The following is a 13453-nucleotide window of genomic DNA, read 5'->3' as shown; positions in this document are numbered from 1 at the left end:
TTATCAGCTGACGACTGCTTCGCCGCTTTTTATCATTGCGGTATTACAGCACAGCTTTAGTGCATGAGCACTAAAAGGCTCAAACACTTGTTTAAATTTTGTTAACTACACCAAGAATTAGCTCTGAAACTAGCTCTGGGCTCTCTAAATGGCAATGATGTCCGCCAGGAACAGTCTCTATATTCAGAGAACTATGGGCTGATTTGTAGCGATTATGCTGCAAATGTCGGAATCCATCATTTCCTAAAACTATTAATTGAGGGCATTCAATAGCCGCCATGATCGCTTCAGCATGCGCTTGTGACATTCGATATAACGAGTCACATTTTAGGTTAGGGTCGCATCGCCATTGCCAAGAGTTATCAAACTCGGCACTACCTTGAGCTACAGTTGCTTGATCAAAAGCAGCTTGATCTACTGTCGTTTCCTCAAAAGCAACTTTAGTAACAACAGTTCGATCAACAGTACTTAGCTCAACGATTCCTCGTTCAACAATAGGAGCAATGAGTTCTGCTTTGATTTGATTGGCGTGAGCTCTCAGCTTAATAGCATCCTCAAGACTTGCCAGAGGACGTGAAGGCTTTCTTCGCTGTCGAAGACGACTGAGTACCCCATCCCTCAAACGAGAGACTGTTTCGTGGGGAGCTTCTGAAAGAGGTCCATGACCTTCAATTTGAATTAATCCTGACACCTTTTCAGGAAAGGCGGCACTATAGCAACTTGCGATCAATGCACCAAGTGAATGTCCTACCAGTACCAGTCTGTTTGGCGATAATTTAGTCACCAACTGATGCAAATCATCAATATAGTCGTGAAATGGGTAGTAACTGCCCGACTTATGCGATGAAAACCCATGGCCAAAGAGGTCAATAGCAACCAGATGAGAATTTGGTGAAAGTACTTCTAGATTTGATATAACAGAAGAAAAACTCGATGAGTTATCTAACCACCCATGAATAAAAACGACCGTCGTAGCGGTCGTTTCGGGGTTACCAATCTGTTGTGTTGCAAGCGTCCCGCTCGCAAGAGAGTATGACTTTTCAATCATTGATTGTATGGTGTCCCTATCGTTTAGTGTGTCGATTTCAGGTTCGACTATTCCACATCTTGAATCACACGGCCTGACTTAGGCATGGTTTGAAAGCTGCGGCAATGCAAACTGCGGCAAGAGTAGTAGGTTGGCGCAAAGTCGTTGATGACCACTCGCTCGGTGATCTGCCATAAACGTTGGTTGTAGACATTCATTACAGGGAAGGTATAAGGGTAATCACCAACGGTACCATCTTCAGTACCATTTGATGTTCCAACCAAGGTGATTAAACGGCCTTCAGCAAAGCTCAAAGGTTCTACATAGCCATCAATGTAACCAACAAAACGCCCTTTTGGCTCGGCATCAATATCTGGTTTACCGTTACTTGAGATAGGTAAGTTAACCACTTCAACACGAGTCTTATCTTGTAAGTTAGTGACTTTAGCTATCACACCACCTAAACGAACGTCACCAGCGTCTGGCACTGTGTTTACCCACTCTTGGTAGTCAGTTACCACCTGTTCAGAGTTTGCATTAAGTTCTTCTGGTAGAGATGAGCAACCCATCACCATCGAAGAGAAGGCGACAAGGAAAAATAAGCGAGATTTAGAAATGAGAGAAAACATAATGCTGGTCCTTAGAAAAGGATAAATGAAAGCACAAAGCTAGATATAAATATCGACCCCAATAAGCTTCGCAAGTTCCTCTTTTTTAGCTTGATTCATCACGTCCATATACTCCTCCATCGCACGTCGTCCACGCCCTTCTGGAAGATCATATTGAACCTGAGCTTTGTGGATCTCAGATTCTTTGACTTGGCGAATCGAATGCGAGACAGCATTCGCGACCTTAGTTGGCTGACCAACTGAGGTTTTTGCATCGCCTTTTTTTACCTCGTTCTTTTTGTTGGTTCGATTGGTTTTGGATGTATTGCCTATCGAAGAAGGAGGTAAGCCGTTTAGTGAAACCATGCTTAAAGAGTTTATTACCTGATGTTAATGATTGTGTATCTGTTTTTATTTTGGCTCTGCAAAGTGAATGCAAAGCCAAAATAATACGTATTTACTCTCGACCTGGCAGTTTTTTCCACGTCACTTTATCACGAAGATAAACAGGCTCAGACTCTTCTGCTGCAACCGCTTTACCTTCTGCATAAGCAAATTGAGCAAGGAACGCCATGTCTTGAGCTTCTGGAAACAGGACTTCACACGCTTTGGTGTTAATCGCTAGTGTGTCCATGTGCTCTGCATACGCTTCCCAACCGGTGCCGACTTTTGCCCATGTCTCAGAATCCGCTTCAAGCTGCGCAGCTAATTCGCTTGGAGGCGTGACACATTCCGCATCAACCGCAGTCCAACGACCATCGTCTTCACGGCTGTAACGAGCCCAATATACTTCACTCATGCGAGCATCAATCGCTGTAGCTACGTGAGTTTCACCAAATTTACGGTAGCTGCCTTGCGCCATCGCGGCCAGTGTAGATACACCGATCATCGGTAAATCAGCACCAAAAGCCAAGCCTTGAGCAATACCGATACCAATACGCACACCCGTGAAACTGCCTGGGCCTTGGCCAAACGCGATTGCGTCGATATCGGTTAAAGCGACATTCGCTTCTTTCAGTACTTCATCAACCATAGGTAGAATTTTTTTCGTATGGTCTCGAGGAGCCTCTTCGCTACGTGCGAACACCTGGTCACCCATTACTAGTGCAACTGAACAGTTTTCAGTTGCGGTATCTACTGCAAGAATTTTCGCGCTCATTCGTGTCTCAAATATTCGTTATCTAATCTAAAAATAATGGCTAAGCTCAACAATGCCAATTACTCAGCAGCGGTTGAATGGTCTTTAGCTAAGAATTCTTTAATGATCCCTAAGTCACGGGTACGTGGGATAGGCGGTAAACTCGCCAAAAATACACCACCGTAATCGCGGGTCACCAAGCGGTTATCGCAAATAATCAAAGCGCCATTATCACGTTTATCACGTATTAATCGGCCAACACCTTGTTTCAAGGTAATCACTGCGTCTGGTAACTGTACTTGTGCAAAAGGATCACCCCCTTTTAACTTACAGTCCTCGATTCGAGCCTTAAGTAACGGGTCGTCTGGGGCGGTAAAGGGCAATTTATCGATGATAACACAGCTTAATGCGTCGCCCCTAACATCTATACCTTCCCAGAAGGCGCCAGTGGCCACCAGCAATGCGTTACCTAATTCCATGAATTCGGCTAAGGTTTTTTGCTTACTTGTCTCACCTTGTAACAGAACTGGAACCGAGAGCGTTTCACGGAATCGTTCCCCCAACTCTTTCATCATGCTGTGTGAGGTGCACAAGAAGAAACAGCGACCTTGGTTTTGCTCAATCACAGGGGTCAACATTCTTACTAGCTTATCCGCTAAGCCCGGGCTATTTGGTTCGGGAAGATAGCGAGGTACACACAAACGCGCCTGATTTGGATAGTCAAACGGGCTTGGCAGTGAAAACTGTGCTGACGGTTTTAACCCGAGTCGAGAGGTGAAATGGTCGAAATCATCCGACACCGCTAGCGTTGCTGAAGTAAACACCCAAGCACCCGGTTTAAGCTCGATTTGTTCATGGAATTTATCCGCAACCGAAAGAGGCGTGATGTGCAAAGCAAAGTGGCGTGGCGTGGTGTCATACCAATAGGAATAACCGGTAATCGACACATCACACACACGTTCGATACGCGACTTAATCATGGTTGCACGCTCGAAAGCCGTGTCTAACAACTGACTTCGACCCAACGCTAATTTCAATACATCCACAGCCAGTTGCAACGCATCTTGTAAACGCACGAGCTCTCTTGCAATCGACTCTGACTTCAATGCTTCACGCCAGTTACCACGAAAGCCGGTGTCGCCGAGCACAATGCGTAAATCGGCGGCTGATTGAATGAGCCTCTCGCCAACCTTTTGCAGCTGCCGCATGTCTTTGGCTTCAGTGCGGTAAGCGATTTCAATGTCTTTGGCTAGTTCTTGGATTTGTCGGCTTGATACTGATTGTCCGAAATACTGACTGGCGATATCAGGAAGTTGATGCGCTTCATCGAAGATAAACACATCGGCTTCAGGTATCAGCTCACCAAACCCGGTTTCTTTGATAGCTAAATCCGCGAGGAATAGATGGTGGTTTACTACGACAACATCCGAATCCATCGCTTTTTTACGCGCCTTAAGCACAAAGCAATCAGTGTAGCTCGGGCATTCTTTGCCTAAGCAGTTTTCGTTAGTCGAGGTAATGGTTGGAATAACTGGGCTATCTTCAGCAATATCATCGCAATCGCCTAAGTCACCAGTTTGAGTCGCCGAAGACCAGCTGCGCACTTTCACCAACTGAGCTAACAGCGTTGGATCGGTATGAGTGCCATGACTTTCGATCATCTGGCGACTGAGCCTGTCCAAACACAAATAGTTTGAACGACCTTTCAGCAGAGCAACCTGACCATAAAAGCCAAGCGCATCGACCATTAATGGTAAATCACGATGAAACAACTGCTCTTGAAGGTTTTTAGACCCCGTACTGATAATAGTTTTCTTGCCACTAAGCAGTGCCGGTACTAGGTAAGCAAACGTCTTACCGGTACCCGTCCCTGCCTCAACAACCAATTGGCTTTGTTGCTCAATGGCCTGTGAGACTGCCTCAGCCATATCCAACTGAGCTTGTCGTGGTTGAAACCCAGGGATCGCTTTACCCAGAGCACCATCAGCAGAAAACGTTTTAGATATCATAGAGTACGTGGTTTAGAAAAATAGAAGGCGAATTATGGCAGGTTTAGTGAGCCGGTGCGAATCAGAAATGACTGCACACCGGAGGTGTCTATCGAATAGAACATAGCAGGCTAAGTCTTGTTAACCAACCTAGCCCAAAACAAATGAAGGGGTTGTTTAACTACTTGCGATTCAAGTAACGAGATAACCAAGGCGCACCAGAAAAACCGGAATCACTTGGTTGCATAGCTTTAGCAGCATCAGTCGGAGAAGCTTTGCTTTCCCACATTTCATCAAGAACGTTGTCGTCCACCTGAACATCACCCACTAATGAATTTACACGCTTACAATACAACTTTTTCGCTAGTAACTCTTTATCCATAAATGATCACCTATGCATGGCTGAAATGTTGGCTCGCTCTAGTGGAACTTGACCGAGAATATCGGTTAAAACCGTCAGAAATCTAACCTCTACCTAAATTTATTAAGCCTCTCTATTTATTAATCCCCTAAATGAACGGTAGATTTTGTTGAAACCAAATTGATAATAGATTAATTATAACGGTGATATTGCGGCTCAGTTCACCGTTCGACGGCCTGCATTAAATTTGAAGAATCCCGATTGCATATAAAAAAGTGCAACATTCATGGAAGTAAGATGCAAATGGAAAGAAAAACTTTATTAACACATTGTACTGACGCCCCAGGCCTCATCTCAAAGATCACCAACATTTGTTACAAGCACCAACTCAATATTATTCACAACAATGAGTTCGTTGATAACACTAGTGGTCACTTCTTTATGCGTACCGAGCTAGAGGGTTACTTCAATGACGAAACCTTGCTTGCCGATTTAGACCAAGCATTGCCAGAGAATGCGAAACGTAAGCTGATGGGCTCTTCTCGTAAGCGTGTCGTGATACTCGTGACTAAAGAAGCTCACTGCCTTGGCGATATTCTGATGAAGAACTTTGATGGCAGCTTAGATGTCGAAATCGCGGCGGTGGTTGGCAACTACGATACTCTGCAAAGCTTAACCGAGCGTTTTGATATTCCTTATCATCATGTTTCTCACGAAGGATTAAACCGTGAAGAACATGAGAAGAAGATGCTTGAAGTGATTGACCAGTACGAGGCGGACTATCTGGTGCTTGCTAAATACATGCGAGTGCTGACTCCGGGGTTTGTTGAGAAGTACAACCACAAAATTATCAACATTCACCACAGCTTCTTGCCAGCATTCATTGGTGCTAAACCATACCAACAAGCATATGAGCGCGGCGTAAAAATCATTGGCGCAACCGCGCACTTCGTGACAAACGATCTCGATGAAGGCCCAATCATCAAGCAAGACGTGATTCCAGTGGATCACAACTTCAGCGCGAAAGACATGGCTCAAGCGGGTCGTGACGTAGAGAAGAACGTGTTGAGTAAGGCTTTAAACAAAGTGATCAATGATCACGTGTTTGTTTACGGTAACAAGACTGTGATTCTGTAGGTCGGAGGTTCGATTTCCGGTAAGACTTCCAGTTAGAACCCAATAAAAAACGCGCAACAGGGTTAACCCATTGCGCGTTTTTTGTATCTGATGATCTGACTAGCTTTATGAGATTCCCGACTACGCTCCTTCGTCGCTATCGGGAATGACGAACTCGGTGATGAATCTTCTAGCTATAGGCTCTAACATACGCCCTCGAACGCTCAGTCTGTCAGCATCCAAAGATGACTCTGGCCAATACCATCAAACACCCCGTCATTCCGACGAGCCTAGGCGAGATCAGGAATCTATCCCAGCTATTCTCTGCTCAAATTAAGCCTGTTCTGACTCAACAATTTTCTTCAAAGAGTGTGGATGCAGCTTAATACAAATGCCTTGATGTTTAAAAGCCACCGTTGGGTTATTCAAACGTTCACCCTCGCCTTTCGGGCTAGAGAGTTTTATCTTAACGCCTTGCTCTGCCAAAGTTTCAAACTTAGCAGCGAACTGCGGGTAAGTTTCTTTAAGATCCGCTAGATACTGTTCGGCAGTTTGCGCGTGAGAAGGAATCACAAACTCGACATGTTCCCAATCTTGGCTTGGATAAATTTTACCTTCTGCTGGATATGGCAACTCTAAGCACTCAATCTTCCAACCAAGGCTTTGCAATGGCTCATCGAAAGCCAACACCACAATTGGACGGCCATTGATCATCGCTTCTGAAATTGTAGAGCCATATTCAGACCAAGCCAGATGTGCTGATTTCGCAAGCTCAGTTTCATTAATTCTTAATGCAATATGATCCGCTTGAGCAAAGCTTAAATCTAAACCCAGTGCATTTCCTAGGTTCTCAATTTTCGCCATAAACGTATCAAGGCGCGCAATCATTTGTTGTGGTTCTAGTTCGGCTTGCTTCAGGCTCATCGTCATTGTCTTTGTTCTCCAAATAATGGCTGCATGGTATCAGTTTTACTTTCAGCAACAAGCGTTGCTTTTACAAAAAAACGTTCAAAAAGTACGGTGTCTTACTTTCCTAAATAGACAAACCTGGCTTGGTCAAAGTCGATTGTCAAAAACCCCTCAGGAAATGTTAATTTTCTATCAATTCGACCTATAAGAAACCCCACAAAATTGGTATGATTAACGCCATTTTTGTGAACTTAAACAGAGTCTGTTGTTCATTTCGGCATTAAATCGTTAACTCGAAGCATAATTAACCAAATTTAATACCCACGAAATAACGGCCACTCTTATTCATCCTTGAATTGAAGGAAACGCGTGTGAATATCCAAGCACTGATTAATGACAAAGTATCTCAGGCTCTAGAAGCCGCTGGCGCACCTGCAGGCTCTCCTGCGGCTGTTCGCCAATCTGCAAAACCACAATTTGGTGACTACCAAGCAAACGGCGTTATGGGTGTTGCTAAACGACTAGGCACCAACCCACGAGAATTTGCTCAAAAAGTATTGGACGTTCTAAACCTAGACGGTATCGCTTCTAAAGTTGAAATCGCAGGTCCAGGTTTCCTAAACATCTTCCTAGATGAAGCATTCCTAGCACAACAAGCAGACGCAGCACTGGCTGACTCTCGCCTTGGTGTTACAGCAGCTGAAGCACAAACAATTGTTGCTGACTACTCAGCACCAAACGTTGCAAAAGAAATGCACGTTGGTCACCTACGTTCAACGATCATCGGTGATGCTGTTGTTCGTACACTAGAGTTCTTAGGCCACAAAGTTATCCGTGCTAACCACATTGGTGACTGGGGTACTCAATTCGGTATGCTTATCGCAAACCTTGAGCGCATCCAAGCTGAAACTGGCGAAGTTTCAATGGAACTTTCAGATCTTGAGCAGTTCTACCGTGAATCTAAAAAGCTTTACGACGAAGACGAAGAATTCGCAGTGAAAGCACGTGGCTACGTAGTGAAACTGCAAAGCGGCGACGAATACTGCGCTGAAATGTGGAGAAAGCTGGTTGACGTAACCATGGTTCAAAACCAACGTAACTACGATCGCCTGAACGTATCACTGACACGTGATGATGTAATGGGTGAAAGTATGTACAACCATATGCTTTCAAACATCGTTTCTGACCTACAAACACAAGGTCTAGCAAAAGAGTCTGACGGCGCACAAGTTGTATTCCTAGACGAATACAAAAACAAAGATGGCGACCCGATGGGCGTTATCGTGCAAAAACGTGACGGTGGCTTCCTATACACCACCACCGATATTGCATGTGCTAAATACCGTTTTGAAGAACTGGGCGCAGACCGCGTACTTTACTTCATTGACTCTCGTCAGCACCAACACCTAATGCAAGCTTGGACTATCGTTCGTAAAGCGGGTTATGTTCCTGAGTCTGTCTCTCTTGAGCACCACGCGTTTGGCATGATGCTAGGTAAAGATGGTAAGCCATTTAAAACTCGTGCAGGCGGTACAGTACGTCTTGCTGATCTTCTGGACGAAGCAGAAGTGCGTGCAACTCAGCTAATTGAATCTAAAAACCCTGAGCTAGCAGAAGACGAGAAGAAAACCATCGCGAACACAGTTGCAATGGCGGCTGTTAAATACGCAGACCTTTCTAAGCACCGTACCACTGATTACGTGTTCGACTGGGAAAACATGCTGGCATTTGAAGGTAACACAGCACCGTACATGCAGTACGCGTACACTCGTGTCGCTTCAATCTTTGCTAAAGCAGGCATTTCTATGGACTCTCTTGAAGGTGAAATCAAAATCACTGAAGAGAAAGAGAAAGCCCTTATCGCGAAACTTCTACAATTTGAAGAAGCGGTACAGTCTGTTGCTCGTGAAGGTCAACCGCACATCATGTGTAGCTACCTATTCGAACTTGCTGGTCAATTCTCTAGCTTCTATGAAGCGTGCCCTATCCTTGTGGCTGAAGATGAAACCGTTAAACAGAGCCGCCTGAAGCTTGCTGCACTGACAGCTAAGACTATCAAGCAAGGCCTGTCGCTTCTAGGTATCGAAACTCTAGAGCGCATGTAATTCCCTTCGGGTTACAATGAATAAATACAAAGGTTGATGTTAGAGCATCAACCTTTTGTTTTATTTGGAGGTTTCGTTTACTCGTTTATCTTTGCGACGAGTCGGCCTACGCAGCAAGAGATCTCCTACTACGCTCCTTCGTCGCTATAGGAGATGACGAAAATAAGTGTCGTTAGTCCAACTCGACATTAATGAACTTATCAAACTACACCGAATCGTTACCGCCTATAGTTAGGGACAAACGTAATAGGAAATCTCCTCCAAACGCGTAACACAAGCAAAGCCATTCGCTAAAACTCTCCCCGCCCGTCATTCCCTACAGTGAGGAACGAACGTGATAGGGAATCTGCTTATTGAGAACGTAAGCGCTAGCCACATCCCAACTCCAACCTTATACTCAAGTAAAACAATTAATTGGAAAGATCATGAACTTTGAACTTCACCCACAGTTAGCAAAAGACACCACGCTTATCGGCGAATTTCCACTAAGCTTGGCACTGCTAAGCAAAGACAGTGCTGTGCCTTGGGTTATCTTGGTACCAAAACGTGCCAACCTAAAAGAGTTGCACCATCTGCCAATGAAAGAACAACAGCAGTTCTTGCTTGAGTCTCAAGCGGTAAGCCAAGCATTAGAAGCGACATTCCAACCAGACAAGTTAAACCTAGGCGCGCTGGGTAACATGGTGCCACAACTACACATTCACCATATTGCACGTTTCAAAGACGACATCGCGTGGCCAGGTCCAGTATGGGGCAACACCAAAGGCGAACAGCGCAGTGAAGAACAACAAGCCGCAATCCATACTCGTATTCAAAACGTTTTATCGCTGAGCTCTATCTTTAAGAAAGCGTAATTCGAGTTCATCTCACTACGCATTAAAGCAAGGCTGTTCAGAATAGACACATGACAAAAAGCCGCTCATCTAAAATAGGTGAGCGGCTTTTTATTGTCTAATCTCGTCGTTTTCAACGAGAGTATGAAGCTCTGAACTACATCATCACATTCAGTGACAGACCATCTTGTTTGCTGATGGTGTAACGAATACGTGTTGTATGGCCATGCTTGTTGGTATCGACCAAGCGGGAAACTTTCCCTTTCTTGACCCAAAAACTCAGCATCGCATCGACACCGTCTTCGCTCATTCCAAACTTAGACGCGAGTTCACTACGAGCAGCGACACCTTCGTTATCGATGTATTGATGAAGTTCAGTTAAAATCATACTACTTGCACCTCTAACGCTTTTTGCTTACTGCCGATTTTCTTGAAGACGCGATACGTCACCACAAAGCCACCAGCAATTGCCACCATCCACACAGCACTACTTACTGGGTGTACAGCGAAGTTTGCTGCTTGGTAGTAGAAAGTTGCACCGAAGTAACCAAGAGCCATTGTCCATACCGCAATGAAGCGGGCAAACGTCTGACCAAACTCACGTACATAAGCGCCCATCGCAGCAACACAAGGTGTGTAAAGCAGGATAAGAATCAAGTAAGCAAACGCAGCGTGGCCTGATACAAACTTGTCTTTCAAGTTACCAAAGATCGAAGTATCAACCTCTTGATCTGCAGCCACAGAGCTTGAGTCAGACAAGTCGCCCACTTCAATGCCTAATGGATCTGAATAGCTCAAACCAGCTAGGTTTTCAGGGATAGTCATGACGGCTTCTTGCAAGCTTGCTGCTAAATCGAATTCAGCCGCTTCTTCATCTGATGGCGTGGTGTACAAGCTGTTTAATGTACCAACAACGGCTTCTTTCGCAAAAATACCCGTAATAATACCAACCGTTGCAGGCCAGTTATCTTCAGTAATACCAATAGGTTGGAACACTGGAGTCACAACTTGAGCCGCTTTAGATAGCACTGAGCTTTCGCTGTCTTCGTTACCAAAACTGCCGTCCATACCTAATGAGTTCAGGAAGCTAAGAATAGCCACAACCATTACGATGGTTTTACCTGCGCCAAGCACGAAACGTTTCAGCTTCTGCCAAGTTTTCAGCATCACGTTTTGCACGGTTGGCAATTCGTAATCTGGCATCTCCATAACCAAGCTATCACTGCTACCAGGATAGATAGTATTTTTAAGGAATAAGCCCGTAAATACAGAAGCTACAATACCCATGATGTACAGAGCGAATACGACATTTTGTCCGGCACCAGGGAAAAACGCAGCTGCGAATAGTGCGTATACTGGCAAACGAGCTCCACATGACATAAAGGGCGCCATTGATGCTGCCAGTTTACGTTCACGCTCTTGGTCAAGAGTACGGGTTGCCATGATTGAAGGTACGTTACAACCAAAACCAAGTACTAACGGAACAAACGCTTTGCCCGGTAAGCCAATCTTCTGCATCACTTTATCAAGTACAAATGCAGCACGAGCCATGTAACCCGAGCTTTCTAATACCGCTAAGAACAAGTAAAGCGCGGCAATAACCGGAATAAAGGTCGCAACCGTTTGAATACCACCGCCGATGCCATCGGCAAGAATGGTGACTAGCCAAACCGGTAAATGGCCATCTAATAAGTGGTGTCCACCATCAACTAATATTGCGCCAACACCAATATCAAAGAAGTCGATAAACGCACTACCGATATTGATAGAGAACATGAACATTAGGTACATGATGACGAAGAAGAAAGGAATACCGACCCATTTATTCAAAATGAATTGGTCTGCTTTCTCAGTAAAGTTACGGCTTAGTTTCCCTTCACTGCGACGAACACGTTTACAAAGGTCATGTAAGAAAGTGTATTTAGCGTCAGCAACAGCAAGGTCAATATCGAAATCGGCACCTAGGCGCACACTGTCGATTTGAGTACGAGTTTGAGGAGCCAATCCGTTCAAGACTAAGTAATCGTTTTCTAAAGCACGAATAGCCAGAGCTCGGTGAGATACATCAGCATCATCAAATTGTGACTCAACAGAAGGGATAAGAGCTTCTAACGCGGCATCGTAATCAATAGAGATAGGATCAAGACTCACACCTTGAACAAGCAGTTTATGCAGACGCTCTTTAAAACGTGCAACTTGGCCTTTGTCGTTTGCAGACAAGCTTAAAACTGGACAGCCAAGCTCTTTCTCTAGCGCTTTAAGGTTAATCACCTGACGCTCACGCTTTAATACATCCATCTTGTTCAATACAACGATCATTGGGCGACCCAACTCTCGTAATTGTAATGTCATGTATAAGCTTCGTTCTAAGCAGCTTGCATCTACAACATTGATGATCACATCTGCAGGGTGAGTTAGCACAGCACGAGACGCGATAGATTCATCGATACTGTTCGCATCATTACCACTGTCTAGTGCGTAGATACCCGGTAAATCCGTTAGCTGAAACTGATCACCAGCATGCGAATACAAACCCGTCTTCTTTTCTACGGTTACACCAACCCAGTTACCAACGTGCTGCTTAGCACCAGTTAAGGCGTTAAATAATGTTGTTTTACCACTATTTGGGTTACCAACGGTAAGAACTTGATAATCCATTTAGATAACCTCGATTTGTTCTGCAATGCTTTCACGAATGGCGATAGAAACACCTCTCACCTCCACTTGAAGTGGATCACCCATCGGCGCACGACGGATTAGCGTCACCTCAGTTTTTGGCAACATGCCCATAACCATAAGTTTTTTTCTAACGTCTGGTGTTAAGCCTGTTAGTGCAACAATAGAAGCCGCTTTTCCTTGCTCGAGTTGTGAGAGTTTCATAAATGCCCAATTCGTGACTGATAATGAGAAAGATTGTTATTACCGCCATGATACACATACATGACCACAATTCTATTGTGTGAAATCAATGTTTTCGAAAATACATACTCGTAAATTTCGTTAAAAACGTTTACGTCAAAAACGTTACTTTCAACAAACAACGAGAACTACCTCACTAATACCAATCAAGAAAAACCAACACAAATCATTAATTATCAATAACTTAAAATAATGTCGGTTTTCTCATGGCCATCTGTCGTTAATTTTATAAGTAAAATAAGTGGGCAGACGTATAGTTACTCCAACGAAGAGAAACTACTTCTCTTTAGTTTTATTCCAGAGGTGATGTGGCTTGCCATATCACTCCGGCAGCAAGCGAAGGTGTCCTTGGCACCCGTGGTATAGTCCCCCCGGCTATACCACGATATTTTTTTTCTTCCTTTTGTTTTATCTCAACAGCCTTTTAAACTACCCACTGCTCTCTATCT

At 44.5% G+C, this 13453-nt stretch carries 13 protein-coding genes; 3 read left to right on the top strand and 10 right to left on the bottom strand.

The annotated features are described in order from the left end of the window. Positions 1-91: 91 nt before the first annotated feature. The 6 genes from AACU28_RS13065 to AACU28_RS13040 all read right to left on the bottom strand — a co-directional run bounded on the left by AACU28_RS13065 (position 92) and on the right by AACU28_RS13040 (position 5143). Positions 92-1048, bottom strand: a complete 957-nt coding sequence (locus AACU28_RS13065; protein ID WP_121603042.1) for an alpha/beta hydrolase — start codon at positions 1046-1048, stop codon at positions 92-94. A gap of 47 nt (positions 1049-1095) precedes the next feature. Beyond that, a complete protein-coding gene (locus tag AACU28_RS13060) occupies positions 1096-1656 on the bottom strand; it encodes a Slp family lipoprotein (RefSeq protein WP_102512607.1) in 561 nt (186 codons plus the stop codon). Positions 1657-1695: 39 nt separating this feature from the next. Further along, on the bottom strand, positions 1696-2001 hold the full coding sequence (locus tag AACU28_RS13055) for a hypothetical protein (RefSeq protein WP_004734193.1): 306 nt from the start codon (positions 1999-2001) through the stop codon (positions 1696-1698). Between the two features lie 91 nt (positions 2002-2092). After that, positions 2093-2794 (bottom strand): tRNA (adenosine(37)-N6)-threonylcarbamoyltransferase complex dimerization subunit type 1 TsaB, encoded by a 702-nt coding sequence (gene tsaB, locus AACU28_RS13050; RefSeq protein WP_004734194.1) that lies wholly within the window; start codon positions 2792-2794, stop codon positions 2093-2095. 59 nt (positions 2795-2853) lie between these two features. Then, on the bottom strand, positions 2854-4782 hold the full coding sequence (locus AACU28_RS13045; protein WP_004734195.1) for an ATP-dependent DNA helicase: 1929 nt from the start codon (positions 4780-4782) through the stop codon (positions 2854-2856). A 160-nt stretch (positions 4783-4942) separates the two neighbouring features. Next, complete coding sequence (locus tag AACU28_RS13040) at positions 4943-5143, bottom strand: hypothetical protein (RefSeq protein WP_065606287.1); 201 nt, start codon at positions 5141-5143, stop codon at positions 4943-4945. Positions 5144-5425: 282 nt separating this feature from the next. On the opposite strand from AACU28_RS13040, the gene purU reads away from it, so the two are divergent. Then, complete coding sequence (gene purU / locus AACU28_RS13035) at positions 5426-6259, top strand: formyltetrahydrofolate deformylase (protein WP_017093523.1); 834 nt, start codon at positions 5426-5428, stop codon at positions 6257-6259. Between the two features lie 312 nt (positions 6260-6571). On the opposite strand, the gene AACU28_RS13030 is transcribed toward purU, so the two are convergent. Then, positions 6572-7168, bottom strand: a complete 597-nt coding sequence (locus tag AACU28_RS13030; RefSeq protein WP_076646500.1) for a VOC family protein — start codon at positions 7166-7168, stop codon at positions 6572-6574. A 350-nt stretch (positions 7169-7518) separates the two neighbouring features. Between AACU28_RS13030 and argS the strand changes: the two genes are divergently transcribed. Both argS and AACU28_RS13020 read left to right on the top strand, forming a co-directional pair. Continuing rightward, positions 7519-9252: an arginine--tRNA ligase gene (gene argS, locus AACU28_RS13025; protein ID WP_121603041.1), complete on the top strand. Its 1734-nt coding sequence runs from the start codon at positions 7519-7521 to the stop codon at positions 9250-9252. Positions 9253-9677: 425 nt separating this feature from the next. Then, positions 9678-10106, top strand: a complete 429-nt coding sequence (locus tag AACU28_RS13020) for an HIT family protein (RefSeq protein ID WP_121603040.1) — start codon at positions 9678-9680, stop codon at positions 10104-10106. Between the two features lie 136 nt (positions 10107-10242). Here the strand turns inward: AACU28_RS13020 and AACU28_RS13015 are convergent, their stop codons facing one another. From AACU28_RS13015 to AACU28_RS13005, 3 genes are read right to left on the bottom strand one after another with little or no spacing between them, the layout of a single operon-like run. Continuing rightward, a complete protein-coding gene (locus tag AACU28_RS13015) occupies positions 10243-10473 on the bottom strand; it encodes a FeoC-like transcriptional regulator (protein WP_076646498.1) in 231 nt (76 codons plus the stop codon). Further along, positions 10470-12743, bottom strand: coding sequence for a Fe(2+) transporter permease subunit FeoB (gene feoB, locus AACU28_RS13010; protein ID WP_102456985.1), 2274 nt, complete (start codon positions 12741-12743; stop codon positions 10470-10472). The genes AACU28_RS13015 and feoB overlap by 4 nt, the downstream gene beginning before the upstream one ends. Next, positions 12744-12965 (bottom strand): FeoA family protein, encoded by a 222-nt coding sequence (locus AACU28_RS13005; protein WP_004734203.1) that lies wholly within the window; start codon positions 12963-12965, stop codon positions 12744-12746. Positions 12966-13453: the final 488 nt, after the last annotated feature.

Origin of the sequence: Vibrio sp. SBT000027 (genome assembly GCF_963894355.1) — a bacterium.
Taxonomy (GTDB): Bacteria; Pseudomonadota; Gammaproteobacteria; order Enterobacterales; family Vibrionaceae; genus Vibrio; species Vibrio splendidus.
Note: the sequence above shows the minus strand (reverse complement) of the source record. Positions and strands in the feature narration are given on the sequence as shown.

Coding starts and splice junctions, on each gene's coding strand:
- AACU28_RS13020 (WP_121603040.1), top strand. CDS start 9,678: ATGAACTTTGAACTTCACCCACAGTTAGCAAAAGACACCACGCTTATC.
- AACU28_RS13055 (WP_004734193.1), bottom strand. CDS start 2,001: ATGGTTTCACTAAACGGCTTACCTCCTTCTTCGATAGGCAATACATCC.
- AACU28_RS13065 (WP_121603042.1), bottom strand. CDS start 1,048: ATGATTGAAAAGTCATACTCTCTTGCGAGCGGGACGCTTGCAACACAA.
- AACU28_RS13060 (WP_102512607.1), bottom strand. CDS start 1,656: ATGTTTTCTCTCATTTCTAAATCTCGCTTATTTTTCCTTGTCGCCTTC.
- purU (WP_017093523.1), top strand. CDS start 5,426: ATGGAAAGAAAAACTTTATTAACACATTGTACTGACGCCCCAGGCCTC.
- AACU28_RS13015 (WP_076646498.1), bottom strand. CDS start 10,473: ATGATTTTAACTGAACTTCATCAATACATCGATAACGAAGGTGTCGCT.
- feoB (WP_102456985.1), bottom strand. CDS start 12,743: ATGGATTATCAAGTTCTTACCGTTGGTAACCCAAATAGTGGTAAAACA.
- AACU28_RS13030 (WP_076646500.1), bottom strand. CDS start 7,168: ATGACGATGAGCCTGAAGCAAGCCGAACTAGAACCACAACAAATGATT.
- tsaB (WP_004734194.1), bottom strand. CDS start 2,794: ATGAGCGCGAAAATTCTTGCAGTAGATACCGCAACTGAAAACTGTTCA.
- AACU28_RS13005 (WP_004734203.1), bottom strand. CDS start 12,965: ATGAAACTCTCACAACTCGAGCAAGGAAAAGCGGCTTCTATTGTTGCA.
- AACU28_RS13040 (WP_065606287.1), bottom strand. CDS start 5,143: ATGGATAAAGAGTTACTAGCGAAAAAGTTGTATTGTAAGCGTGTAAAT.
- AACU28_RS13045 (WP_004734195.1), bottom strand. CDS start 4,782: ATGATATCTAAAACGTTTTCTGCTGATGGTGCTCTGGGTAAAGCGATC.